The organism is Amycolatopsis sp. NPDC059027, assembly GCF_042739735.1.
Classification (GTDB): Bacteria; Actinomycetota; Actinomycetes; order Mycobacteriales; family Pseudonocardiaceae; genus Amycolatopsis.
The window spans coordinates 16,361-42,018 of the sequence record NZ_JBHYIK010000064.1 but is presented as its reverse complement, the minus strand read 5'-3'; the positions used below and the strand labels follow the sequence as shown (position 1 = coordinate 42,018).

General features: G+C 68.5%; 18 protein-coding genes and 1 tRNA gene. 14 read left to right on the top strand and 5 right to left on the bottom strand.

The window, feature by feature from the left end:
- Positions 1-102: 102 nt before the first annotated feature.
- Positions 103-1,071 carry a zinc-binding dehydrogenase gene (locus ACFWY9_RS34415; RefSeq protein ID WP_378325280.1) on the top strand — a complete coding sequence of 323 codons (969 nt, stop codon included), beginning with the start codon at positions 103-105 and terminating at the stop codon, positions 1,069-1,071.
- Between the two features lie 7 nt (positions 1,072-1,078).
- On the opposite strand, the gene ACFWY9_RS34410 is transcribed toward ACFWY9_RS34415, so the two are convergent.
- Complete coding sequence (locus ACFWY9_RS34410) at positions 1,079-1,957, bottom strand: alpha/beta fold hydrolase (RefSeq protein ID WP_378325278.1); 879 nt, start codon at positions 1,955-1,957, stop codon at positions 1,079-1,081.
- A gap of 97 nt (positions 1,958-2,054) precedes the next feature.
- Here ACFWY9_RS34410 and ACFWY9_RS34405 point away from each other — a divergent pair, with 97 nt between their 5' ends.
- The 6 genes from ACFWY9_RS34405 to ACFWY9_RS34380 all read left to right on the top strand — a co-directional run bounded on the left by ACFWY9_RS34405 (position 2,055) and on the right by ACFWY9_RS34380 (position 9,384).
- Complete coding sequence (locus tag ACFWY9_RS34405) at positions 2,055-5,198, top strand: BTAD domain-containing putative transcriptional regulator (protein WP_378340820.1); 3,144 nt, start codon at positions 2,055-2,057, stop codon at positions 5,196-5,198.
- 209 nt (positions 5,199-5,407) lie between these two features.
- The gene (locus ACFWY9_RS34400; RefSeq protein ID WP_378340819.1) at positions 5,408-6,664 is read left to right on the top strand and encodes a DUF222 domain-containing protein; all 1,257 of its coding nucleotides are present in this window, start codon (positions 5,408-5,410) and stop codon (positions 6,662-6,664) included.
- A 114-nt stretch (positions 6,665-6,778) separates the two neighbouring features.
- Positions 6,779-7,123 (top strand): hypothetical protein, encoded by a 345-nt coding sequence (locus ACFWY9_RS34395; RefSeq protein WP_378340829.1) that lies wholly within the window; start codon positions 6,779-6,781, stop codon positions 7,121-7,123.
- The gene (locus tag ACFWY9_RS34390) at positions 7,011-7,256 is read left to right on the top strand and encodes a DUF397 domain-containing protein (protein ID WP_378340818.1); all 246 of its coding nucleotides are present in this window, start codon (positions 7,011-7,013) and stop codon (positions 7,254-7,256) included. The genes ACFWY9_RS34395 and ACFWY9_RS34390 overlap by 113 nt, the downstream gene beginning before the upstream one ends.
- Positions 7,193-8,257 (top strand): FkbM family methyltransferase, encoded by a 1,065-nt coding sequence (locus ACFWY9_RS34385; protein ID WP_378340817.1) that lies wholly within the window; start codon positions 7,193-7,195, stop codon positions 8,255-8,257. The genes ACFWY9_RS34390 and ACFWY9_RS34385 overlap by 64 nt, the downstream gene beginning before the upstream one ends.
- A 140-nt stretch (positions 8,258-8,397) precedes the next feature.
- Complete coding sequence (locus tag ACFWY9_RS34380; RefSeq protein ID WP_378340816.1) at positions 8,398-9,384, top strand: helix-turn-helix transcriptional regulator; 987 nt, start codon at positions 8,398-8,400, stop codon at positions 9,382-9,384.
- Here ACFWY9_RS34380 and ACFWY9_RS34375 read toward each other — a convergent pair.
- From ACFWY9_RS34375 to ACFWY9_RS34365, 3 genes are all read right to left on the bottom strand, one after another.
- Complete coding sequence (locus tag ACFWY9_RS34375) at positions 9,370-11,274, bottom strand: alpha-L-fucosidase (protein WP_378340815.1); 1,905 nt, start codon at positions 11,272-11,274, stop codon at positions 9,370-9,372. The two genes, ACFWY9_RS34380 and ACFWY9_RS34375, sit on opposite strands and share 15 nt — an antisense overlap.
- 11 nt (positions 11,275-11,285) lie before the next feature.
- The gene (locus ACFWY9_RS34370; RefSeq protein ID WP_378340814.1) at positions 11,286-13,100 is read right to left on the bottom strand and encodes an alpha-L-fucosidase; all 1,815 of its coding nucleotides are present in this window, start codon (positions 13,098-13,100) and stop codon (positions 11,286-11,288) included.
- 122 nt (positions 13,101-13,222) lie between these two features.
- Positions 13,223-17,248, bottom strand: coding sequence for a glycoside hydrolase family 2 TIM barrel-domain containing protein (locus ACFWY9_RS34365; protein WP_378340813.1), 4,026 nt, complete (start codon positions 17,246-17,248; stop codon positions 13,223-13,225).
- A 329-nt stretch (positions 17,249-17,577) separates the two neighbouring features.
- Here ACFWY9_RS34365 and ACFWY9_RS34360 point away from each other — a divergent pair, with 329 nt between their 5' ends.
- From ACFWY9_RS34360 to ACFWY9_RS34335, 6 genes are all read left to right on the top strand, one after another.
- The gene (locus ACFWY9_RS34360) at positions 17,578-18,000 is read left to right on the top strand and encodes a hypothetical protein (RefSeq protein WP_378340812.1); all 423 of its coding nucleotides are present in this window, start codon (positions 17,578-17,580) and stop codon (positions 17,998-18,000) included.
- A 177-nt stretch (positions 18,001-18,177) separates the two neighbouring features.
- Positions 18,178-18,261, top strand: a tRNA-Leu gene (locus ACFWY9_RS34355).
- Between the two features lie 118 nt (positions 18,262-18,379).
- Positions 18,380-18,958, top strand: coding sequence for a DrmB family protein (gene drmB / locus ACFWY9_RS34350; protein WP_378340828.1), 579 nt, complete (start codon positions 18,380-18,382; stop codon positions 18,956-18,958).
- Entirely contained in the window at positions 18,955-19,716 is a 762-nt protein-coding gene (gene drmC / locus ACFWY9_RS34345; protein ID WP_378325269.1) for a DISARM system phospholipase D-like protein DrmC, read from the top strand. Before drmB ends, drmC begins: the two co-directional genes overlap by 4 nt.
- 69 nt (positions 19,717-19,785) lie before the next feature.
- Positions 19,786-22,569 (top strand): AAA domain-containing protein, encoded by a 2,784-nt coding sequence (locus ACFWY9_RS34340; RefSeq protein WP_378325268.1) that lies wholly within the window; start codon positions 19,786-19,788, stop codon positions 22,567-22,569.
- Positions 22,570-22,901: 332 nt separating this feature from the next.
- Positions 22,902-23,306: a hypothetical protein gene (locus tag ACFWY9_RS34335; protein ID WP_378325266.1), complete on the top strand. Its 405-nt coding sequence runs from the start codon at positions 22,902-22,904 to the stop codon at positions 23,304-23,306.
- Between the two features lie 446 nt (positions 23,307-23,752).
- On the opposite strand, the gene ACFWY9_RS34330 is transcribed toward ACFWY9_RS34335, so the two are convergent.
- Positions 23,753-24,325, bottom strand: coding sequence for a zinc ribbon domain-containing protein (locus tag ACFWY9_RS34330; RefSeq protein ID WP_378325399.1), 573 nt, complete (start codon positions 24,323-24,325; stop codon positions 23,753-23,755).
- A gap of 313 nt (positions 24,326-24,638) precedes the next feature.
- Here ACFWY9_RS34330 and ACFWY9_RS34325 point away from each other — a divergent pair, with 313 nt between their 5' ends.
- Positions 24,639-25,601, top strand: coding sequence for a helix-turn-helix transcriptional regulator (locus ACFWY9_RS34325; protein ID WP_378325265.1), 963 nt, complete (start codon positions 24,639-24,641; stop codon positions 25,599-25,601).
- Positions 25,602-25,658 lie beyond the last annotated feature (57 nt).

Here is a 25,658-nt window from a genome sequence, read left to right as displayed (position 1 = left end):
CTGGGGTCCCGTGATGCACCACTCCCCGGCACCCACGGGCGTTAAGTATCCAAACACGGCAGGGCTTGACCTCCAGTTGGCTAGAGGTTCCAGACTCGGGGCATGCGAGCGATCATGGCGACCCGATTCGGCGCCCCCGACGTCCTGGACCTTGTCGAACTGCCCACCCCCGAACCCGGCCCCGGTGAGGTCCGGATCGCCGTGGCCGCGGCCGGGATGGGATGGCTCGACGCCCGGATCCGCTCCGGCGACGGCCCCGACGTCTTCGCGGTGGAGCCGCCGTACATCCCCGGCGGCGCGGTGGCGGGGACCATCGACGCGCTCGGCGCCGGGGTCGACGACCACTGGCTGGGCAGCCGCGTGCTCGCGCAGGCCGGTACGGGATACGGCGGCGGCTACGCCGACACGGCGATCGCGGCCACGGGCACCCTCTTCCCGGTGCCGGACGAACTCGGCCTGCACAGCGCGCTGGCGTTGCTCGACGACGGCAGCACCGCGGTCGCGCTGCTGGAGAAGACGCCGGTGCGTGCCGGGGAACGCGTCCTGGTGGCGCCCGGGGTCGGCGGCCTCGGCAATCTGCTGGTCCAGCTCGCCCTCACCGAGAACGCCCGTGTCATCGCCGCGGTCCGCGGCCCGGAAAAGCTTGCCATAGCACAGGATCTGGGCGCCGCCGCGATCGATTACTCCGCGCCGGACTGGGTCAGGCAGGTCCGGGACCTCACCGGCGACCAGGGGGTGGACGTCGTGTTCGACGGCCTCGGCGGCGACGTCGGCGCGGCGGCGGTGGCACTGCTCGCCGACGGCGGCCGTTTTTCCGGCTACGGCATGGCGAGCGGCGCCGAGACCACCATCGCCGAGGCCGACCGGCGACGCCTGACCGTGGTGGACATGACCCAGCTCCCGGAGTTCTGGCCGGAGACCCCGCGCCGTGTGAAGCACGTCCTCGCCGAGGCCGCGGCGGGTAGGTTACGGCCGGTCGTCGGCCGTACTTACCCCCTCGCCGAGGCCGCCGCGGCACACGCCGACATCGAGGCACGCCGCTTCGTCGGGAAGAGCCTGCTCGTGCCGTGACGCCCGGCTACCTGGCGAGCAACGCGCGCAGCGCCTTGACGACCTGGGTGGGCGCTTCCTCGGCCATGAAGTGCCCCGAGGACATCGTGACGTGCTCGAGGTCGGGTGCCCACGCACGCCAGAGCGCGGCGCCGTCGAAGCCCATCGCCGCGCCCCAGTCCTCCTGCAGCACGGTCACCGGCATCTCCAGCCGCCGTCCCGCCTCCCGGTCGGCGAGGTCGTGCTCGATGTCGATGTTCGCCGTGGCCCGGTAGTCGGCCACGATCGAGTCGACCGCGTCGCGCGACGCGGCGAGGTACTCGGCACGGACGTCGGCCGGAATCGCCCCGGGGTCCCGGCCCCAGAGGTCGAGGAAGTAGCCGAAGAACACGTCCGGGGCGCCGGCGATCAGCTGCTCGGCCAGTCCGGGCGGCTGGGCCATCAGGTAGAGGTGGAACCCGATCGCGGCCTCCCTGCCCTTCATCGCCGCCCACGTGTCCAGCGTGGGCAGCACGTCGAGCAGGGCGAGGTGGCTGATCGCGCCAGGGTGGTCGAGGCCCGCGCGGAAGGCGACCAGCGCGCCCCGGTCGTGTCCGGCCAGCGCGAAGCGGTCGAAGCCGAACTCCCGCGCCACCGCGACGGCGTCGGCGGCCATCGTGCGCTTCGCGTACGTCTCGCCGTCGATGTCCGCCGGCTTGCCGCTGTCGCCGTAGCCACGCAGGTCGGGGCAGATCACGGTGTGGTCCGCGGCCAGATCGGCCGCCACGTGCCGCCACATCAGGTGGGTCTGCGGGAAGCCGTGCAGCAGCACCACGGGACTCCCCGAGCCGCCGACGGCCACGTTGAGCCGCACGCCGTCCGGGGTGGTGACCTCCCGGTAGCCGAATCCGGCGATCTTCGTCTTCACGATGTTTCCTCTCGTCCCCGGCGCCGGTCCGGCGCCTGGTCACCACCCTGCGCGGCGGAGATCAGCACCGGATCAGTGCCGGATTAGGGTGGTCCCCGTGACGGTGGAATTCGGCGTGCTCGGCCCGCTCGTCGCCGCGCGGGGCGGGTCCGGCGTCGACCTCGGCGGACCCCGGCAGCGCGCGGTGGTGGCGCGGCTGATCCTCGCCAAGGGCCGCGTCGTCCCGCTGTCGCGGCTGATCGACGACCTGTGGGAGGAGCCGCCGGAGAACGCCGTCGGCACGATCCGGACGTTCGTCTTCGCGCTGCGCCGCGCGCTCGAACCCGATCGGCCGCCCCGGTCGCCTGCCCGGCTGCTGGTCACCTCCGCGCCCGGGTACGCGCTGCGTGCCGAGGCCGGAGCGGTGGACGCCTGGCGGTTCGAGGCCGCGGTCACCGCCCGGGACGCCACACTGTCCAGTTTGGACGATGCGCTGGCGTTGTGGCGTGGCCCCGCCTACGCCGAGTTCGCCGACGAGTCTTGGGCCCGGGCCGAGATCGACCGTCTCGACGAGCTTCGGTTGCTGGCCGTCGAACGGCGAGCGGAGGCCGCGCTCGCGCTGGGCCGGGCGGACGCGGTCGTGCCCGATCTGGAAGCCCACCTCGCCGAGCGGCCGTGGCGGGAGGCCGCCTGGCGCCTGCTGGTACTGGCGCTCTACCGCGCGGGACGCCAGGGTGACGCCCTCGACGCGCTCCGCCGGGCGAAGAAGATTCTCGACGTCGAGCTGGGCGTCGATCCCGGGCCGGAACTGCGGCAGCTCGAGGCCGACGTCCTCGCCCACGCCCCGCACCTCCTGCCCCGGCAGGCCGCGGACGTCGGGGAAATCGTCCGACCAGGACCCGATGAACGGCCTTTCGTCGGGCGTGACGGGGAGATCGCCGACCTGCGGGCCGCCGCCGCGACAGCCAAGGCGCACGGAAAACTGAGCCTGGCGCTGGTGTCCGGCGAGGCGGGGTCCGGCAAGACCACACTCGCCGAGGCGTTCGGCGAGCGGCTCGCGGCCGAAGGCTGGACCACGGTGTGGGGGCGCAATCCCGAACACGCGGGCGCACCGACCGCGTGGCCGTGGACCGAGTTGCTCGCCGCGCTTGCGCTACCGGCCGTCGAAGCGCCCGACGGCTCCCCCGCTTTCCGCAGGCGCCAAGCCATCGCCGCCGCGTTGAGCACTGCCGCCACGAAGTCGCCGCTGCTGCTCGTACTCGACGATCTGCATTGGGCGGACGAGGAAACCCTCGCGACACTGACCGCGCTGGCCGCCGCCCCGGTGCCGGGACCGATCCTGCTCGTCGGGACCTATCGCACCACCGAGATCTCCGCCGAGCTGACCGCCGCGCTCGGCCGCGTCGCCCGCGCCGGACCCGTCCGGATCCACCTCGGCGGGCTGTCCGAAGCGGACGTCGCGGAGCTGCTGAATTCGACCGCTCACCAGGACGTCGGCCGGGAACTCGCCCGGACGGTCCACCATCGCGCCGGGGGCAACCCGTTCTTCGTCACCGAACTCGCCCGGCTGCTGGATGCCGAAGGGCCCGAGGCGCTGACTTCGGTGCCGGTCGGTGTACGAGACGTCCTCCGGCATCGGCTCGGCACGTTGTCGGAATCAGCCCTCACGACGCTGCGCCAAGCCGCCGTCATCGGTCTCGAACTCGACCTCGACCTGCTGATCCCATTGTCGGGCAACGAAGACGGTGTGCTCGACGCCGTCGAGTCGGCGTTGCTGGCTGGCTTCCTCGTCGACGACGACGGCATCCGGTTCTCGCACGCCCTGGTCCGGGACACGCTGTACGAGGACATCTCCCGGCCGCGCCGCGCGCGCTGGCACGCCGCCGTCGGGGAAACGCTGGAACGCTTGCGCCCCAACGACTTCGACGCTCTCGCCCGGCATTTCCTCCGTGCCGATGGCCGGTCCGCCGCCGCCCGCGCGGCCCGCTACGCCCGCACGGCCGCCGAACAGGCCGAACGACGTTTCGCACCCCACGAAGCGGCGCGGCTCTGGCGCGACGCCGTCGAAGCGCATGACCGTTCCGGCGCCGACGACCCGCTGACCCGGCTCGACTCGGTCATGGGCATGGTGCGGGCGCTGGCGGTCACCGGCAGGCTGGAGTCCGCGCGCACGCACCGCGCGGCGGCGATCACCGCCGCGGAACGGCTCGGCGATCCCGCGCTCACCGCCCGCGTGATCACCGCGTTCGACGTCCCGGCGATCTGGACCCGCAACGACGACCCGGGCCTCTCCCGCCAGGTCGTCGACGCCGCCGAACGCACCCTATCCGCCCTCTCGCCGGAAGAAACCGAACAGCGCTGCCGTCTGCTGAGCACCATCGCGCTGGAACTCCGGGGCATGCCGGACGAGCGCGGACCGCGCGCGGCAGCCGAGGCCGAAACACTCGCCCGGCAGCTCGCGGACCCCGGTCTCCTGGCGTTCGCACTGAACGCCCGTTTCATGCATTCCTTCGCCCACGCCGGGCTCGCCCAGGAACGCGCGGAGATCGGCCGGGAACTGGTCGATCTCGCCGCACGCCACGAATTGATACCCTTCGAGGTCCTCGGACACCTGATCCTGCTGCAAGCTTCGGCGGCGCTCGCGGATTTCGCCGCCGCGGACCGCCACGCGCAGGCGGCGGACGCACTCGGCGAACGACACGAACTCCCGCTCGTGAGCGTCTTCACCGACTGGTACGCCGCACTGCGGCTGGCGGCAGCGGGCCATTCGGCCGAGGCGGAAGCCGCGTATCGCACGGCGGCCGTCCGGCTGCCCAGCACCGGAATGCGCGGAGTGGAGGACGGCCTCCTCCCGCTGGCTCTGCTGTGCCTCCACGTCCAAAGTGGACAGTCCGCTATGGACACTCTGGACTACGGCCCGTACGGACCGTGGGCCCGCCCGGCACTCCTGCTCGCTTCCGGCCGTCGCAACGAAGCAGCGGCTGCTGTACGGGAACTCCCCGACTCGCCCCGCGACCTGCTCTACGAGGCCAGGCTATGCCTCACCGCCGTCGCCGCTTTGGGTGCCGGCGACAAAGCCTTGGCGCGCAAGGCTTATGACGCCCTCTTACCCGCCGCCGATGAACTCGCTGCCGGTAGCGGCCTCGTCACCCTCGGGCCTGTCGCGCATTACCTCGCCGATCTCGCCGATGCCCTGGGGCTGGCCGACGAAGCCGCGCAACACCGCGAACAGGCCCGCAGGCTTCACGTCGCGACCGGATAGCTCTCGTCAGCGAGGCTGACCAGCAGGTCCTCCACACCCCACTCCGGCTGCCGACCACGACGCGTGCGTACGGGCGAAGCGCGCCAAGTCTTCCCCAAGCTCCACAGCTGCATTTTGCCGAAATCCCTTATACGGCAAGGGAAACTGCGCCCTCAAGGTTCACCCGATCGATAGCACACATGTTCGATCGGGCGGGGTATCGTGGTGGCATGTCAGTCGACAGCAGCACCTCCGCAACGCCCACCGAGTGGTGGCGCGTCGATGTCGACTGCCTGCTCTCACGGCTCCTGGAGTCCGAGTCCGTGCAGCGGCGCGAGGCTGCCGTGCAGGGCGAGGTCATGGCCGAACTCGAACGCCGCGGAGTGCGGGACACCACCGGCTACGGAAGTCTTGTGCGGCTGTTGCAGGAGACGCTGAACATCCCGTACGCCGAAGCACGAGCACGCGTGACACGGGCGCTGGCGTTGAACAACACCCACGATCTCACCACCGGCGAACAGCCACCCACGGCACCCGCGACCGCGCAGGCCGCTGCCGAGGGTGCGATCGGCGCCGCCCAGATCGACGAAATCCTGCGCATGCTCGACAAACTCCCCGCCGCCGTCCCGGTGCAGCAACGGGAACAGGCCGAGAAGATCCTCGCCGAGTTAGCCCGAGTCGCCGGACCCCGCGAAATCCGCACCGCCGGACGACGCCTGCTCGCCCAGCTCGACCCCGACGGACGCGAACCCAAAATCCGCGACCCGAAATCCTTCCAACCCGAGTTCTCCATCGCACCGCACCGCGACGGCGGGCAGCAGATCAAAGCCCGCGTCGATGACGAAACCTCCGCGCGCCTGCAAGCGATGCTCGATCCGCTCGCGAAACCCCGCCCCGCCACCGAAGAAGAAGGCCGCGACACCCGAACCCAGTGGGAACGGCAAGGTTGCGCGTTCTCGGAGCTGGTGCGGATGTGGGCTGAACATCCCGACCTGCCCACGCAGGCTGGAGAAGCCACCCACATTGTCGTCACTGTCGGGCTCAAGGAACTGCGGTCCGGGATCGGACAGGCAACTCTTGATCTTCTCGGCGAGATCACCGCGTCCGAGGCACGACGACTGGCGTGTAACGCCAAAATCATCCCCATGGTGCTGGGCTCACACGGCGAACCCCTCGATGTCGGCCGCGCCCAACGCCTTGCCACCCCCGCCATCCGCCGCGCCTTGATCCGCCGCGACGGCGGCTGCGCTTTCCCAGGTTGCGATGCGCCTGCTTACCGTTGTACGCCGCACCACATTGTCTACTGGGCACACCACGGTGAGACCAAAGTGGACAATCTCGTGCTCCTATGTTCCGTCCACCACAAGGTAATCCACCACTCCGAATGGGAAGTCCGCATCGCCACCGACGGGCTCCCGGAGTTCATCCCGCCCGCGTGGCTGGACGCCACCCGCACACCCCGACGCAACACCATCCATAGGACCTGACGGCGGATCAGCGATGTAACACCACCTCCCTTGTGGTGAATCCGCGCGTTCCTGTCATGACGATGGGACGCGGAGTACGTACCGTTCGCGGGCCTGAGGACGAGAGTGGCCGCGATGCGGACCGCTGCCAAACTCAAGGCGCGACGCGAGGCGCAGAGTCTGCGGGAAGTCACCACCAGGATCGATCACAACCCGGGCATGCTTTCCCTGGGGGAACGGGGTTTGCGCACCGTCGAGACCGGGGAGGCCGGGCTCTACCTCGGCGCGTGTCCGACCCCGATGCACGAGAGCCTGCGCATCATCAGCCTCTTCCAACCACCCAGCGACCAGGTCCAGTATCTCGTCCTTGCCGCCATTCTTCCGCACTGCTCGATCCGGGAAGGAAACCAGCGGTTGCGTCGAGGTCGCCCAGATTCCCCCGTTCACCGCGGTCCGCGACTCCACGGCCCCCACCGGTAATCTCACCGTCAGCCACCACGCCTGGGCGCGTTCCGCACCGCCCTCGCTATCGCTGAAAGGTAGGTACGCATGTCGCGTCTCGCTCCGCGTCTGGACGGATTCGACCCGGAGCTGGCGCGCCGGATGGCCATGACCGTGTCCTGCGGGGACGCGGACGCCATCCCGAAGGTCGGCCAGGCCGGGGAATGCCGCGACCACGACGGCGGCCGGGTCCAGGTCATGCACAACGGCCTGCTCGTCGAGGAGGGCGGCTACTACGGCGCGTGGATGGCCGAGATCATCCATGCCCTGCGCGGGCACCACGAACCGCAGGAAGAGCGGGTCTTCCACCGCCTCGTCCAGCGGCTCGCCGCGGACGGCGGTTCGCCGGCGATGATCGAGTTCGGCAGCTTCTGGACCTACTACGGCCTCTGGTTCTGCCACGCGCTCCCCGGCGCCCACGTCGTCGCGATGGAACCCGACCCGAACTACCTCGAGGTCGGCCGCCGGAACGCCGCGCTCAACGGTTACACCGGCCGCGTCACGTTCGTCCACGCGGCGATCGGCGACCGACCCGGCCACGTCCTCCCCTTCCCCGCCGAAAGCGACGGGCGGAACCACGACGTCGTCCAGCACGACCTCGCGTCCCTGATGGACGCCACCGGCCTCGACCACGCCGACCTCGTCCTCGCGGACGTCCAGGGCGCCGAAACCCTCCTGATCGAAAGGGCCGCCCACGACCTTCGCTCCGGCCGCGTGCGGTTCCTCATCGTCTCGACCCACCACCACTCGATCTCCGGTGATCCGCTCACGCACCAGCGCGTCCTGCGGATGCTGACCGACGCCGGCGCACACGTCGTCGCCGAGCACAGCGTCGGGGAATCCGTCAGCGGTGACGGGCTCATCGCCGTCTCGTTCGACCAGCGGGACAAGGACTTCCACGTTCCGGTGAGCCGCGCCCGCTACCGCGACTCGCTGTTCGGCGAACTCGAACACGATCTGGCCGCGGCCACCGCTCCCCTCCGCGCGGAGCTGGCCCGGGTGACCGCCGAACGGGACGACCTCCGGACCCGGCTCGACGCCATCACGGCCACGAAGACCTGGCGCTGGGCCGCCATCCCCCGCCGCGCGTACGCCCGCCTCCGCCGCCGCTGACCCGCACTCTGCTCCATTCGCGTGGCCGTACCGCCCGGGCGATCCAAACTTTCGGTCCAGTGGAGCATGCTGCTCGCTGGCCCGGCGGCGATGGCCGGGCCCCATGTCACCGGCATCCTGTTCGCCAAGGAGTCCTGACCATGGCCGCCACGCCACGGAACCTGCTGTTCGAGACCACCGACCACGACCAGGCGGGGGAGCACCTGACCGGTATCTACGGTGGCAGCATCCGGCTGGGCGGCCGCAAGAACGGCGTCTTCCGGCTCACCCGGCTGGTCACCGACACGTTCGCTGTCAGCACGGCCACCCACGTCGCCGAGATCGGCTACACCCTGGAGTCCCTGCCGATGCTGATGATCGCCCGGCCCCGCACCGCGGTGGTGGACTACCGGTGCGGAAGCGCCGAACGCAGGTTCGGCCCCGGCGAGGTCCATCTGTCCAACACCGCCGCGGACCATCCTCCCATCCAGGCGGGGTGGGACAACGGGGCGGTTCAGGCGGTCACCTTGCCTTTCGCGACGTTGGAGCAGGTGGCGGACGCCGCGCGGACTCGTCGTCCGGAACCGGTCCGGTTCACCGACCTGTGCGCCGTCGGCCCGGGCCCGGAGTACCAGCTCGCCGCGACCATCGACTTCCTCACGGCCAGCCTCGGGGAATACCCCGAAGCCATGAACGAACCCCTCGTGGTCGGCGCGGCGGGCAAGCTGCTGGCGGCGGCGGTACTCAACACGTTCCCCAACACCGCCGTGATCGAGCCCGGCATCGAGGACCGTCACGACGCCCACCCCCGCACCCTCCGAAGAGCCATCACGTTCATCGACGACCACGCCCACCTCGACATCTGTGTCGCCGACATCGCCGCCGCGGTGCACGTGACCATCCGCACGCTGCAGTACGCCTTCCGCCGCCACCTCGGCATCACCCCCATGGGCTACCTGCGCCGGGTACGCCTGCACCACGCCCACCAGGAACTGATGGCCACCGACCCCACCAGCGGCAGCACCGTCACCCAGATCGCCGCGCGGTGGGGTTTCTTCCACCCCGGTCGCTTCGCCACCTACTACCGCACCACCTACGGCCGCCCGCCCTACCGGACCCTCGTCTATCAGTCCTCAGTGGACGCCTAAGCGGGGTTCGACGGTGCGGTACAGCGCGAAGGTGCTCAGGTACGGCCGCGCTCTCGACTGAGTGACCTGCACCCGGACCCGGTCGGTCGTGACCGGCGCGGGCAGCGTCACGATCCGTGAGTAGCCGATCGTCGTCACCGTCGCGACCGTGGTCCACTGGCCGTTCTTCAACGCCTGCACGACGGCACCCTCCACGTGCTGACCGTGACGGATGTCCTCGCCCAGCCGGAGCTGGTCGAACGTTCTGGCCCCGGACAGCGGGATTTCCAACGTTCCTTCTAGCGCACCCCGCTCCGGCGACCACGACGTGGCGAGCGCGTCGTCGGTCACCGCACGTACCGCGGGCGAGGTCGGCTGCCCCGGCGACGGCGCGGTGAGGTTGACCGACTCGGTCCGGCGGATCGCCGTGCCGAACGCGGCCAGCGCGGCCGAGTCCGCCGGGGCGATCGAACCGTCGGTGCCGGGTGGGACGTTGAGCAGCAGGGAGGCGTTGCGGCCCACGGATTCCCGGTAGAGATCCACGAGCTGCCGGGGAGTCTTCGGCTGTTCCGAGGGATGCCAGAACCAGCCAGGCCGGATCGAGACGTCCGCCTCGGCCGGAGCCCATTGGAGGTAGCGGACCGAGGGGTCGGCCAGCACCGCCCTCGAGCCCAGGTCGGCAGCCTCCGCGCCGCCGAGGAACAGTTCCTCGTTGTGCGCGGTCCGCGGATCGCCGGTGGTCGGCAGCGGGCTCCATTCGGTGGTGCGGGCGCGGCCGTTCTCGTTGCCGACCCACCGGACGCCGGCGGGCCCGGCGAACGTGACCGTGTTCGGGGAGAGCTGGTGGATCAGCTTGAACCACGTCGTGAAGTCGTAGTTCTCGGTGACGCCTGCGCCGCGCCACGGGTTGGCGCCGTCAAGCCACATCTCGTCGATCGGGCCGTACTGGGTGAACAGTTCGTACAGCTGGTTGAGGTAGTAGGCGTTGTAGTCGTCTTCGTCGACCGAGAACTTCGGGAGCTTCCCGGCGGCCAGCGCCGCCGCCCGATCGTCGCCCGGGACGAGGGTCGGGATGGTCCGCCGGGTGACCGCGCTGCCGGAGCCGTATCGGCCCTGTCCCGCCGGTTTGTTCGCCCGATCCTCGTAGACGGCTCGTTCCTCGATCGACAGGCTCTCCCCCTTGGCGACCTTCGCCTCGACCGCTTTGACCTCCTCCGCGAAGAAGGACGACGTCAGCTCCGAGCCGTCCGCCGGTGAGAGATAGACACCGATCTTGAGCCCCGCCTTGCGCGCCGACGCCACGTAGTCGGCCAGGATGTCGCCGCGTGCGTTGGCGCATCCCGCGTCGCGGACCTGCCAGTACGCCGACGGGTTGTTCGCGCGCTCACCCTGGGCCTTTTCCCGAGCTGCCTGGACTTCCGGAAGCTTGACGCAGTCCTTTGTGGATAGCCACCACGGGCTCGCGACGACGGAGTGGTTGGTGTAGCGACTGGGATAGAGCACGAACCCGTCGTGGTGCTTGACGGTGAGCATCACCTGGGAGACACCGGCGCTCTTGAGCGAGCGCATCCACTGGTCGGTGTCCACCTTGGACGGCGCGAACGTCTCTTCCTTCTCCGCACCCGAACCCCATTCGCGGTTGGTGAAGGTGTTCATCCCGTAGTGGGTGAACGCGGTGACCGGACGCTGCTGCCAGGCGAGTTGCCCCTCGTCCGGCACCGTGTTGGCGGCCTTCGCGAGAATCCGGGCGAAGTCGTCGCACGGCAGCACGGGGATGATCGACGACGGCGTGATCTGCTGGCCGCACCGGGAATTCGGGGCCGGAGCGGCGCCCGCCGGCGCACCGGGCACCAGCGGAAGCACGGCGGCGAGCGCGACGGCTCCGGTCAGCAGGCGGCGGAAACGGCGCATCGACGATCTCCTCAGGACGCCGGGTAGAGGTTGGCGGCGGGGATGATCCGCTGGGGGGTGTCCGGACTGGACCACAGCAGCTTCATCGTGGATTCCCCACCCTGCTGGGTCTGCTCGACCTTGATCGAGTACCACTGCCCGGCGAGCAGGCGGACGCTCGCCTTGTCGATCGTGGCGTCGTGCGGCGCGGAGTTGTCGATCACCAGCTTGCCGTCGATCCACACCTTCACCGTGTCGTCGGAGATCGCGGTGATCGTGTAGTCCTCCGAGAAGTCCGGGGTGATCGCGCCGGTCCACCGCGAGGAGAACGTCCCGTTCGGCACCGACGGGGCCGGTGAACCGCTGTATTTCCAGCTGTAGTTGACCGCCGGGTCCACTCTGGACACCACGGGCTCACCGGAGAACGTGGCGTTCGGCCAGAACTGGGCGGTCAAGCCGGTCCCGGCGACGGCGGCGGGACGCGGCGTCCGGATGGTCAGTTCGATCTCGGTGGCGGTCGGGTTGGTGGCACTGCCCGACGGCGTGATCACGACCTTGTTCCGGTCCCGCGCCGCGGTCACCTTCTGGGCGCTGCCCAGCACGCGGACGCCGGTGACGTCGAACGGGGCGAGCGCGTCGAGCGTGAGCGGCTTTCCCTCGCCGGGCCACTGGAACACCGACGCGTACAGCTTGTCGCCCTTGCGGCTGACCACGCCCCACGACGGTTCGGCCACCACTCCGGGGCTGCTCGCACCCGCGATCGCCTTGCCCTGCCCGGCGGTGCGCTGCCAGTCCCCGATCGCCTTCAGCCGGTCGATCGACTCGGCGGGCACCGCGCCGTAGCGGTCCGGGCCGATGTTGAGCAGGTAATTGCCACTGCGGCTGGCGATGGACAACAGCTTCCGCGTCAGATCGGCGGGCGACTTCCAGTTGTGGTCGTACTCGGCGAAGCCCCAGTGGTCGTTGAGGGTCATACAGGATTCCCACAGTTGCCCGTCCACCGGCGCGGCCGGGATCTCCTGCTCGGGCGTGCCGGTGTCGCCGTCGGTCACCCGCCGCTTGCCGACCCGGTTGTTGATCACAATGGCCGGATCGAGGCTGCGAACGTAGGCCTGGAGTTCCTCGCCGTCGCGGGCGGACCAGTTGTTGACCGGGTTGTCGGTGTTCCATTCGCCGTCGAACCACAGGATCTTCGGGTGGTAGTTGTCGACGAGCTCCTTGAGCTGGGCGTACATCCGCGCCTTGTACTTCGGGAACGTCGCCGGGTTCGCGAAGTCCGGGTCGTGCCAGTCCCAGATGGAGTAGTACAGGCCGTAGGCGATGCCCGCCTTGTCCGCGGCGGTCTTCATCTCGGCGAGGATGTCGCGCTTGCGGTCGAACGACGAATGGTCGCGCAGGTTCCAGGTGTTGACCTTGGTGGGCCACATCGCGTAGCCCTCATGGTGTTTCGCGGTCTGCACGATGTACTTCTGCCCAGCGGACTTGGCCGCGGCGACGATCTTGGCGGCGTCGAAGTCCTTGGGGTTGAACTGCGACGCGATCGTCTCGTACTGGTCCATCGGGATGCCGCACTGCCGCTTGATCCACTCCGCGTCGCGGCAGACCGTGCCGTCCGGCCGGGTGTAGGTGCCCTGCAGCTGGGAGTACGCGCCGAAGTGGATGAACATCCCGAACCGGTCGTCGCGCCACCACTGCGTGCGCGGCGAGGTGAACGGGTCGTCGATCGCGTAGTTCGTGCCCGGCCCCGGCTGTTCCGCCGGGGCCGCCGTGGCGGCGACTGGGGTACTCAGCGCGGCCACGGCGGCCAGTACCGCCACCAGCCCGCGTCGCATGGTCCGACCGATCATGACGCCCTCCGCGATGAGGTTCCTCGAGACGATCCGACGTTAGCCGATAAACATCCGATGAAACACCCTCCAATGGCGGATCCGCTCCGGATTGTCTCGGGATTCAGGTACAGGACATCGGATCACTGCGTGGTGAACTCCCGCGGTAGCGCCTCGGTGTGCTCGTCGACGACCGCCCTGACCTCCCCCGACATCGTGGGCACCCTGAGTTCGACGGAACTCTCCTGCCCGGCCGGGACCCGGAATGGCCGGACGACGCTCCCGACGAGGACGTTCCCTTCGGAGGCACGTCCGCTGACGCTGGTGAGACGCACCGTCAGCACGGCCTCGCCGCCGTCCCGGCGGGCGGTCACCGCGGTGATCCGGACCGGGCTGGTGAGCACGCGCCAGGCCAGTTTCTCCCCGTTCGCCGCGCGGTCGTAGGTGAGCAGCCCCTTGTTGTGGAAGCCGGGCACCGGGATCGGGTTGCCGCCACCCCCTGCCGGGGTCAGCGCGAACTCGGTGGACGTCCAGTACATCTGGCCGAGGAAGTGCGGTCGGTCCTCCAGCTGCCGGTTGTGGATGTCGACGAACTCCGCCTGGTAGCGCTCGGTTCCCTTGCCGGTGCCCGGCCGGTCCTTCACCGCCTCGGCGCCGTATTCGCTGAGCACCAGGGGTTTGTCCCCGGACAGCCGTTGGAGGGTGTCGACATCCTTGCCGATGTCGGTCGCCTTGCCGTAGTACCAGCCATCGTAGCGATTGAGCGCGACGAAATCGTCGGAGGCGAGCGCCCTGTCCTTGTCGAACCACGCGCTGACATGGGTGAACAACCGCTGCGCGTCCAGTGTGCGACCGTAGCGGATCAGCTCGTCCACATAGGACGCTCCCTCGGCGGTATTCGTGGCGTTCTCGTTCCCGACCGACCAGGCGAAGATCGACGGATGGCCGCGGTCGCGCCGGATCATCCGGGACAGCCGGTCCTTGGCATACGTCCGCGTCTTCTCGCTCGCCAGCTGCGCGGCGTTCGCCTGGGTGACCGGGATCTCCTCCAGCACCAGGATGCCCAGCCGGTCGGCGGCGTCGAGCTCGGCCGGCGTCGTCGGGTAGTGCGCGGGCCGGAAGAGGGTGAATCCCCTGGCGCGCATGACTTCCAGCTCCCGCTCGGCGAGGCCGTCGGGCTGGGTGCGGCCCAGCCCCGGGTAGTCGGCGTGCCGATTGAAGCCACGCAGATCCCGCACGGTCTGTCCATTGAGGACGACGTCGGAGCCGCGCACGGCGATCGTGCGGAACCCGGCGTGGGTCGTCACGGGCCGCCCTGCCGCCGGAGTTACGGAGACTTCGTAGCGCGCGGGATCGGCCATTGACCACAACCTCGGCTTGTCGACCTTCAGCGTCACCGGATCCGCCGCGTCCGAGCCGGCGGGCACGGTGAACGTCTGGTGCGTCCGCAGCGCGATCCGGCCGTCCGGGTCGCGCACGGTCACGTCGGCCGGAACCGCTTTCGGGCCGGCGCCGGGGTTCGCGGCATCGGCACGCACCGTGAGCGTCCCGTCGGCTTCCGCCTGCGCGGTGACCCCGGTCAAGGTGCCCGGGTCGCAGTACTCGAGGCGGACGCCCTGGGTCAGGCCACCCCAGTTCCAGTAGAGATCGGTGTTGATCCCGTACGGACGAATCGTCGAAACCCGGTTGTCCAGCACGACGGCGAGCACGTTGCGGCCCGGTCGCAGCGCGGTGGTGACGTCGAGTTCGACCGGGAGGTATCCGCCGGTCGCGCTGCCGACCTTGGTGCCGTTGACGAAGAACGAGCAGGCGAAGTAGCAGGACTCGAAGACCAGCCTCGCCTGTTTGCCGGGCCTCGCGCTGAACTCCTTGCGATACAAGGCGAGCTGACCCGCGTCGTCATTCCAGCGGGCCCGCACCGCGCCGTAGCTGCTCGGCACCATGATCCGCGACATCGCCCCCTCGTCGAACCCCGGAGCGACGCCGGCCGGCCTATCGCCGTCCAGCGCGCCCGCGGGTAGTTCCGCGGCGGGCGCGAACTTCCAGTCCCCGTCGAGGTTCGTCACGCCCGGTTCGCCGGGCGGACGCCGGGTCGTCACCGTCTTGGTGGCGGTCACCGTGCCCTGACCGGTCACCGCTTCGGCGACCAGCCGGTGGCTGCCAGGCGTGAACCACGAGGCGTCGGTCGCGGTCTTCCACACCGGCGCGAGCCCGGTGCCGTCGGCATAGGTGCGCGTCACCTCGGCGAAAGCCGTGCCGTCCCAGGAGAATCGAACCGATCGGGTGTCGAACGGCGCCGCGACCTCGATGTCGGTCAGTCCGGCGAGATCCGTCCCGGTGGGCTGAGTGAAGCGCACCGCCCGGTCCTGCGGCGGCGCGGCGGCGCCAGCCTGCCCGATCACCCGGCGGGCGTCCTCGGGGAAGCTCGTCAGGCCCATCTGGTTCGGCCCCCATTGCTTGGTGGGGCCCGGGTTGTGCGGCGGCGCGGGCGGCGCGTCGGTCCAGTTGCCGCGGATGATCAGGTTGGTGCTCCACGAGGCCCATGACGAGATCCAGTTGAACTCGGCGGGCACGTTCTTCGCGTTGCGGATCACGTTGGCCGTCGTCGTGTAGTACGAACTCTTCTCGTCGTGGTAGATGCCGTTTCCGTGATCGGTGCCGGCGAAATCGATGTCGTTGCCTTCGACGCGCGAGCCGGGCGACACGGCCTGCGTGTAGATCGCGCCGCCGTCGTACAACTTGCCCATGTGGTACGCGATCCTGTTATGGGTCACCAGAATGTCGCGCTGCGTCGGCGTGTCGCCGACGAAGTTCCAGCCCCAGCCGACCGAGATCCCGGTGTAGGGCACGTGCTCGACGGTGTTGCGATCGACGGTGAGCCCGTCGTTGTAGAGCCCGACGATGCCGACGGCGTCACGAAATTCCCGGCCTATATAGGTGATCGTGTTGCCCCGCACCACATTGCCGGCCGTCTTCGCCCTCGATGCGTGCTGCGTGTCGCCGACGAACACGCCGCCACCGGCGATGTCGGTGAAGACGCTGTTTTCGATGACGCTGTCCCGCGTACCACCGTCCAACGCCAGCCCCGCGCCGCCGAGCCCGGTGAACGTGTCACCGGTGAACCGGACTCTGAGCCCGCCGGTGACCGTGACCGCCGCCGGCGTGCGCGCGTAGTCCTCCCCCGCTCCGCCGATCGTTCCGGTGCGAACGCCGTTGACGTAGTAACCCGCCTGTGCCCCGGCGTATCCCTCGGGAGTGTCCGGGTTACGCCACGTCGTGCCGGTGAACGTCAGTCCCTCGAACGCCACGTCGTGCACGTTTTTCAGGACGAGCAGCTGTTCGGACACGCCCAGCTCGACGTCGGCGGTTTTCAGGTTCTCACCGGGCCGCGGGACGTAGTAGAGCTTGTTTTCGCGCTGGTCGAGGAAGAACTGGCCAGGCTGCCCCAGCAGTTCGTACGCGTTCTCGAACCAGTCGACACCACGCCAGCCCTTCAACGGACTCGCACTTTCCCAGCCTGTCTGGGTTTTCGCGTTCGCGTTGTCCCAGCACGGCTGCGCCACGGTCACCTTGGCACCCTTCACCGAAGTGACGCCGCAGTGGAAGTCCCGCCACCGCGAGTTCGTCACGAGCCGCAGATCCTCGGGATGCGCGAACGAGGCGATCCGCGGATCGACGCCGCCGATCCCGGTGGCGTCCGGCTTGCAGACGTCCTTGCCACAACCGAGCCCCATGGCCCTCTCGGCCCTCACACCGTTGACGGACATGTCCCGCGACCGGGTCCCGGCGGGTACGTCGGCCGCCCAGATACCGGCGTCGTGCATCGTCCAGCCGGTCACCCGAATCGCCCCGGTGAACCGCGGCCGCGCTCCCCGCTCGGCGCGCCAGGTGACAGTATGGCCGCCGGCGCCGGAATCACCCGCGTCCAGCTCCATCGGCGCGGCCATCCGGTAGTCCCCGCCGGCGAGTTCCACCACCACGTCGCGGCGCGGATGGGCCATCCTCTCCCGCACGACCTGCCGCGCGGCGGCCACCGAACACGGCCGCCCGGCCGAGCACACGATGCCCGAGCCGCCCGGACCGGCATGCAGCACCTCCGGCCCCGTCTCGGCACCTGCCGCGTCCCCGGCCCCGACGATCAGGCCGCCGACCACAGCCACCAAACCCACCCAGAGCGCACCTCGACGTCGCCGCATGCCCCACCACCGCTCATCCGATGTCTGGATGCTCATAGTTGCGCGCAACCTCGATAAAAGCAACATCTTCCAGCACTCCGGCCTGCATGAACGCACACCACGTCCACTAACCCAAACGCCTTACATCCGATGACTTCCTCGCACGAACCGCGCACCACTTCGTGACATCCGTCACGGCGAGTTATATGAAGGTTAAACTATTCGGGTGAACATCGGGACGTAGCCGTGTCTCCGACTGCTCAGCGTCATCCCCACACATGACCCTCCGCGGGGGCGCGGAGGGGAACGCTAAGGAGACGCGGATGGCGACAGGACCGAACGACAGCACACGCGAGCCGCGCATGAACACCCGCGGCCGGTTGTACGCCTCCGCCGAGACCTACAACGCGGCCCACCCGGATGCCGCCCTGCCACTGGAGATGTCACGACGGCACCGCCTGCGCTGTTACACCGCCGCCCACCGGGGCCTGATCGACGATGTCACCGGCACCGACTTCACCTGGGCGATCACCTTCCTGCCGGACCTCCCCACCGACCACGACCGGCCCGGCGTCGTCCTGGCGACCCGCTGGGGCACCCCTCCGCTACTGGTCCTCGCCCAAGACGTCGGCCTGCGCACTGCCTGGACCACCCTCGTCGACCGCTGGCCGACACGCCTCTCGGAGGCGGTCAGCCTACTCGGCGCACTCCCCCACACCCCGGTGTCGACCGACTCCACCGTGTAACCACCACGGGCCCGCCCTCGGTCCAGTCCGCCCGACCGAGGGCGCCCACGTCACATCACCGCAGCTCACGACACCCTCACAGCACGGAACCGCGCGATCATTCCGGCTCCCCGCTCCCGCTGACAACCACCCCGCTGAAGGTCCACTCCAGGCGGACGTATACTCTTTCACCAGCAGGTCCGAGTGGCGGAATGGCAGACGCGCTAGCTTGAGGTGCTAGTGCCCTTAACGGGCGTGGGGGTTCAAGTCCCCCCTCGGACACTCAATTACCCCACGGCGCGGGCCGGTTCGAGCCGGAGGCCGCTGCGATCGTAAATAATCGACTGGCCTCCCGTGTGGAGGATTCTCGCGAGTTCGGCGTGGTCGGTGCGCGGCGGGCATTCCAGGCAGCAGCGAAGTCTGTCACCAAGGACGTCCTCACGGATGTAGATGCTGCCACAAGGACGCCTACGCCGAGTTCCGCAAGAACCGCTACTCCGACCGTATCCCCGCGCAGTTCGACCCCATGCTGCACTGGCCAGGCGCACGCTATATCGCACTGCACACCTTGGCCCACTTGCTCATCCGAACCATCGCGCTCGACTGCGGTTACAACGCGGCGAGCCTGTCCGAGCGGATCTACGCCGGAAACGAGGACGCCCCCCGCAGTGGCATCCTGATCTACACCGCAGTGCCGGACGCCGAAGGCAGCCTCGGTGGGCTGGTTTCCCAGGCTGAGCCCGAACGGCTTGTGCGCCTGACCCGACGCGCCCTGCACGACGCGAAGCGGTGCTCGTCCGACCCGCTGTGCAAGGAAAGGCTGCCGCAGCCGCCTGCCGACTTTCTGCACGGCGCGGCCTGCCACGTCTGCCTGTTCGTCTCGGAAACCACCTGCGAGCGCGGCAATCGCTTCCTCGACCGCCGCTTCGTAGTACCGATCGACGACCCCAAGCTCGCCCTGTTCCCCGAGCTGCCATGAACCCGTTCGAGCAGGCCGCCGCCGCAGCGGCGCCCCACCTGGAAGTCGCCGCACTGCGCGGCCTGGCTGACCGCATCGGATCCGGCTGGCCGGACGCGGCAGTCCTCGACTGGATCGGCTACGCCCTGAGTGAGACCGCAGCACCCGTTCTCGCGACGCGCGACAAGTCCGTCGGCAACGCGGAAGCTGCCGCCTACCTGCGCGGACTCGCGGCAGCCTACGAACAACTGACCGCAGCCGTGAGCGTGGAAACCGTGTGGACCGGACCCAGCAGCCACTCCGTACCCGTCCGGGCCACGGCACAAGCGCTGACCGAACTCATCACGCAAGCGCGGCATGAACTCCTGCTCATGACCTACTCGGCCAAGCCCCACCCCGACATTCGCACGGCCCTCGCCGACGCCCGCGCACGCGGCGTCGAGATCACCACCGTCGTCGAGACCCTGCAAAGTGCAGGCAGCGCGCTGGTCGGGGCAGAACCGGCTGCGGCGTTCGCCGCGATTCCCGGCGTCCAGCTCTGGCACTGGCCCGTCCCGCAGCGCACCGAAACAGGGTCCAAGATGCACGCCAAGCTCGCCGTCGCCGACCGCCGCGTTCTGCTGGTCTCCAGCGCCAATCTCACCCAGTCCGGCGTGGCCAAGAACATCGAAGCCGGGCTCCTTGTTCGCGGAGGCCATACCCCTCGCCGAGCCGCAGAGCACATCGCCGAACTTCAAGCCACGAAGGTATTGAAGCGACTGCCGGCTACCAGCCAATGATCCTCCTGCGAACCCGCTCGTCCGTCCGTTCTGGCCTTCCGAGTCGGCCTGCTGTGGGAGCATGGGGAGGTGATCGATCCGCGCAGCGAAATGGTGCTGATCCGCAACCGTGAAACCGGCGTCTTCGAGGACGAGACCCGAAAGATCGCGCGATACGAGTTTCAGCCCGTGGGGCAGCGAATCGGGATCGTCTTCGCCAACCGGAGCAGGCTTTTTACCTACGGGCCGGACCGCGTGCAGATCCTGCGCAATCCGGTGCAACGTGTCATGGCGGGCGAAGACCGGGTCGAAGTCGGCGGCAGCATCTGGGACAGCGCGACCGAGACTGTCACCTTCACCGGCGCCCACAGCGCGTGGTGCCGGGTCTTCTATCGAACCCGCGCAGGCGAGAAGTACCAGACCTACCCCGCTGGACAGGTCCGCGTCATCGCCTCGGGGACCGCTGTCCCGCGTGTCGACGACGTGATGCGCTATTGGCGCACGATCGTCTCCCGGCTCGACGCCGACGATTCATTGCGACCGCCCTATGGCCGGCTCACCTTCGTCCACCCGGAAAGCGCGCTCGGGTCCTACCTTGCCGGAGCGCCGATCGTGTCGCGGCCGGTGGACGTCGCCCCGATCTTTCCGTTCCGCTGCAACCTGAGTCAGCGCCAGGCCGTCGAGAACGCCCTGAGCCGATCGGTCTCGGTGATCGAAGGACCACCGGGCACCGGGAAAACCGAGACGATCCTCAACCTGATCGCCACCATCGTCGCGGTGCAGCGCAAGACCGTCGGCATCGTCTCGTTCGGCAACGCCGCCGTCGACAACGTCCGCGACAAACTCGGCGAACTCGGGTTCGGACATGTGCTCGGCAACCTCGGCCGCAAACAGAAGCGAGAGGAGTTCTTTGCGGGGCAGACGATTCGAAACGCGGCTGTCTCACAGTTCGTGGCCGCTGCCCCGAAATCGCCTGAGCCGGCACAGCTGGCGGAGCTGGACCGGCGCCTGCGTGGGCTGCAGGAGGACGAACGCGTCCGGGCGGACCGGCGCAAGGCACTCGATGCCCACCGGCTCGAACTGCGGCACTTCGAAGATCATTTGCAGCAGGTACGACTTCCCGATCTGGAACGGCTTCCCCTGCTGAAGAAGTCGGCCGACCGGATCATCGAATACCTAGCTGAGACCCAGGTGGAACTGGCGGGCGCGCGCCCCGGGCTGCTCCGGCGGATCGGGAAGTACTTCAAGTACGGGTCCCTGCAGTCGCTCGACCCGGCCGACACCGACGTCGTGCTCCGGCTGCAGCTGGCGTACTACACCCGGCGAATCGCCGAACTGGAACGGGAGATCGAACTGGTCGACGGTCGGCTGCGGCGCGCCGACTTCGACCGGCTCGCCCGAGAACACCAGCAGTTGTCGGCCCGGTTCTTCCACGCCGAGCTCGCCGATCGATACCGGAAACTGGCGCGGACCACCTATGACGCGGATTCCTACCGAAGCGGCCGTGCGTTCGCGAGCTTCATCGAGGACTACCCGGCGTTGCTGAGCACCTGCCATTCGCTGCGGGCCAGCATCTCCGACGGATACCTGCTCGACTACCTCATCATCGACGAGGCTTCCCAGGTCAACCTGCTGACGGCCGGTCTGGCGATGTCGTGCGCCCGCAATGTCGTCGTTGTCGGCGACCAGAAGCAACTCCCGCCTATCCCCGTCGAGGCCGCGGCCGACCTCACGCCGCCGATGCCGGCCTACGACTGCCGGCGGCACAATCTCCTGTCCTCGTTGTCGGAAATGTACGGGGCCGAGCTGCCCAGTGCGCTGCTACGGGAGCACTACCGGTGCGACCCGGTCATCATCGGATTCTGCAACAAGAAGTTCTACGACGGCGACCTGATCCCGTACACCACCGGCGGCGCCGAGCAGCCGATGATCGTGGTGCGCACCGTCGAGGGCAATCACATGCGCCAGCACCGCGGGGGAGGCCGCTCCAACCAACGCGAGGTGGACATCATCGCCCAGGAGGTGATCCGCGACCACTGCCCGGGCTTCGCCGACACCGACATCGGGGTCACCACGCCCTACCGCCTGCAGGCCGACAAGACCAGTGACGTGCTCGACCAGGTCGAAGCCGACACCATCCACCGTTTCCAGGGCCGGCAGAAACAAGTAGTCATCCTGACCACAGTTCTGGACGAGACCTGGCGCGGCCGCACCGGGCTGCCCTTCGTGGACGACCCGCAGATGATCAATGTCGCGGTGTCGCGGGCGATTCGGCGGTTCATCCTCGTGACCAACAACGACATGCTGCCCACCAGCCGGCACATCCAGGACCTGGTCGGCTACATCCGCTACCACAACCCCGGCGACGAAGTCGTCGACAGCGCGGTGGTCTCCGTCTTCGACCTGCTCTACTCCGCGTACTCGCAGCGACTGCGCCCGCTCGCCGCACGACTGGGGAAGAAGTTCAAATACCCATCCGAGAACATCATCTGGACCGTGCTGAACGACATCTTCACCGAGCCGGACTATACGCACCTGACGGCGATTCCCCAGGTCCTCCTGAAGAATCTCCTGCCCAACCTCGAGCGGCTCACCCCGGACCAAGCCGCCTACGTGAGAAACCGAGCGTCCCTCGACTTCGTCGTGTACAACCGGGTCACCAACCGACCACTGCTGGCCATCGAGGTCGACGGGTTCGAATTCCACGAAAACAAGCCGACGCAGCTGAAGCGGGATGTACTCAAGAACGAGATCCTGCGCGTGCACGACTTACCCCTGCTGCGGTTGCCGACCACCGGCAGCGGCGAGCCGCAACGAATCCGGGACGCATTGACCAGAGCCGAAGCCCACTGGGACCACCGCTCAGCCCAGTAATCACGTCAGACACTGCTCGGCGCCGCCGTCCCGCCGCTTGAGACAGCAGCCAGCACCGACAGTCGGCGGCTGCGCCCTCCGACTGCGCAACACTTCCGCCTGAACGGCTGGCTCTCTGATCCCGCTAGGGCTTCATGGCGGTTTGGTTGGATTTGGCGGCCAGATCAGCGGATGTCACCGAACGTAGTCGCGGTCTAGTCCAGGCGAGTACGTTTGCTTGGCAGGAGAACCAGTTACACTGGCGTTCTTCAGTGTCAGGTGATTGTGATCCGTCAGGACCGCACACATTCAGGGTCTTTACCGGACGGGAGTGGACCTTACGATAGGAACACATGGGGAGGAAACGGAAGAAGTCGTCCGGGATCGTAGGCCGCTACTTCGGCTACCTGTTGTTGCCGGTCATCGTGTACGGCTGGACGTCGGGCAACATGAGCGCGGCCTTCATCCTGATCGCCTCGTCCCTGACCATCCTGTACACGCTCTTTGCGGTGCCTACATGGTGTATGGCTACGACACGCGAAGGACTCGCCTGCCGCCGGAACTCCAACGGGTTGCTGCTTGGATGTTCCCTACGCGAGCACAAGTCGCAGAAGCTGAAAATGGCATTTCGCGCCAGCAAATGGGGCGAATTGTTCGGCAAATTCTGGAGCAACACAGCCAACGCCGCTGCAGCTGTCAGCGCCATGGCCGGCACCGGGTCCGCACTCGTCGCCGCCGTCACACTTGCCACGAAGTAGCCGCACCGAGCGCCCGGCGTTGACACAGCCCGCTGCCGCTCCCATACCGCCTTGATCAGCGTGCCTCACCAGTCACCCAGCGTGAGCGTTGTGGTTAACACGCATGATCGTCCTCGGACCACAAAGTCGGTGAATCTTCCCGCACCAACGAGTATCCACGAACAGCACGTGGGACGCCTGGACAAGGCGCCCGCACCAGGCGCTCTAGCTGCTTCGAGGGCAACTTGAACACCTCGATGATGACTGCGGCAACCTCTCAGGCACCATCAGAGCACCGACCCGACACCACTTACTGACCCAAACCCGTTGAGAGATAAGCATCTTGACCAGCGAGATCGATGAACACCGGCTGGCGCTCGGCCATGATCTACAGCTATGGTCCGTCGCATGAACACGCATCCTGCGCAGGGATGCTACGAACATGTATTCGAGTCTCGGAGACTCCCTTACCCCACGGGTTTCGGATCCGTAGGGTAAATTTGTGCCAGTACACGGCTACCGCAGTCTGATGGTATCGGTCGCTCGTCGACGGCGGGAATGCACGATAGACCTCTTCGGCGGCCTCTGTCCGGTGCTGTCCCTGCGTGGCGGCTGCAGTCGAGCTCGAGAGTGAGCTGGTCCGGTGGTTGTGCCGGGCAGACAGTCTGTCGCGCGACAGCTGGCCGGAGTTCGCGAGTCTCGCGACCGCAGCAGATTTCCAGCCCGCGACGACACAGGTTCTCCCGCATCTCGCGCGGGCTGCGGTCGCCGGCCCGTCCGTCCGCCGGAAACAGACCTGCCACAGTCTGCAGAAGATGTTCCTCGCGGACGTAGACGTTGCGCGGCCCGTCGTCCGGTCGCGGTGCGGCGGTGCTGTACCCGCGACGGCACCGATACCCCGCGCGGCCGTGAACCCAAAGCGCCTCCATCCGCCGACCACACACCCCGCACACAACCAGCCCGGACAACACGTACTCGCGCGTACCGCCGTCCTTCGTATGCCGCCCGGCGCGGATCCGCTGCACGGCGATGAATGTCATCTCGTCGACCAATGGCGGATGAGCCAGACGCTCGGACACCTCCCACTCCCCCGCGGCGTTCCATCGCACGGCACCCGAGCCTCGACCGCTGCGACGTCCGCCGACACCGTGTCCCGGGTCTGTGCTCCGACCGGGTGGTCACCCCGGCTGAGGGCTGTCGTTCGTGGGCGGGCAGGGCCAGTCTTGGTGCCCCACAGGCGATGCCAGGACCCGCGCCGCCGTGCCCGCCAAGGAGCGCCTCGATGATTGACGCGACACCGCCACCCTGCCCCCGTCAACGATGGGTTACCGGTGACGGGGATATGGGAAGACTGTGAACGTAGGTTTCGAGAGCCGCGACCTGGAGGAGATCGAGGAGTTCTGCAGCGCCAGCTACGCGTCGTCGCGGTTCAACGGCCGTCAGGAGCAGCCGTACCGGGCCCGGATCACCCAGTACCCGTTGGGGCCGGTCAGCCTGGACCAGGTGGACTTCGACCTCGAACTGGACTACGTCGTCAACCCGACGGGCCGCTTCTGCGCGCTCGTGGTGGAGTCCGGTTCCTTCCCACGTTGGGACGTCGGCGGTGTCCGGGACAGCCACGGCCCGGGCGAGGTGTTCCTGGCCGCCCTGCCTGAGCTGCCTTTCGCCGGCCGGATCAGCAGGGCGCGCTACAGCTGCGCCCTGCTGGAACCGTCATTACTGTCCCGGGTGGCCGACACCGCGCCCGCCCGCACCGCGGAGCCGGTGCGGTTGACCGGTCACCGGCCGATCTCCCCCGCCGCCGGGCGCCATCTGCTGCACACCATGGCGTTCCTGCGCGAGCAGGTGGCCTCCGACCCGGCGATCCGGGACGCCCCGTTGATCGCCTCCACCGCGTCCCAGCTGCTGGCGGCCACGGTGCTGACCGCCTTCCCCAGCACCGCGCTGACCGACCCCACCATCGAGGACCGCCACGACGCGCGCCCGGCCGCCCTGCGCCGGGCGATCACGTTCATCGACGACCACGCCCACGAAGACATCAGCGCCGCGGACGTCGCCGCCACCGCACGCACCACCATCCGCGCCGTCCAGCACGCCTTCCGCCGCCACCTCGGCACCACCCCGATGGGATATCTCCGCCAGGCCCGCCTCCAGCACGCACACCGGGAGTTGCTGGCCGCCGATCCCACCACCGGCGCCACGGTCACCGAGATCGCCGCCCGCTGGGGCTTCTTCCATCCCGGCCGCTTCGCCCACCACTATCGCACCGCCTACGGCTGCCCGCCCTACCGCACACTCTGTCGCGGCGCACCCTGACCCAACCCCGGACACGGCCAACCCGGAACCCACATCCAGCACCCGAACGTCCGCACA